Origin of the sequence: Paraburkholderia sp. SIMBA_054 (assembly GCF_046534875.1) — a bacterium.
GTDB lineage: Bacteria > Pseudomonadota > Gammaproteobacteria > Burkholderiales > Burkholderiaceae > Paraburkholderia > Paraburkholderia hospita.
Window position 1 is genome coordinate 1 of the sequence record NZ_JAWRXV010001899.1, and the last position, 229, is coordinate 229.

The following is a 229-nucleotide window of genomic DNA, read 5'->3' on the forward strand; positions in this document are numbered from 1 at the left end:
GGTTTCAGTACTCGGGTGCGTCGGGCGGTGCGTGGCGCGGCCCGGCCGCGCCGCTCTGTCAGTTGTCAGTCGGTCAATGCGTGACAGCGCTTGCGTTGTCCGCTGCATTGTCGTGCACCAGCACAAGTTCGCCACGCAGCGAATGTGGGTACGCTTTGACGATTTTCACGTCGACCATCTGACCAGTCAGCCGTGCATGCGAAGCCAGCGGCGCCGGGAAATTCACCAC

Annotated in this window: 1 protein-coding gene; it reads right to left on the reverse strand. The window is 62.9% G+C overall.

Features of this window, described 5'->3' with window-relative positions:
- Positions 1-73: 73 nt before the first annotated feature.
- On the reverse strand, positions 74-229 hold a 156-nt coding region (locus SB822_RS61645), incomplete at its 5' end, for a TRAM domain-containing protein (protein ID WP_410859742.1).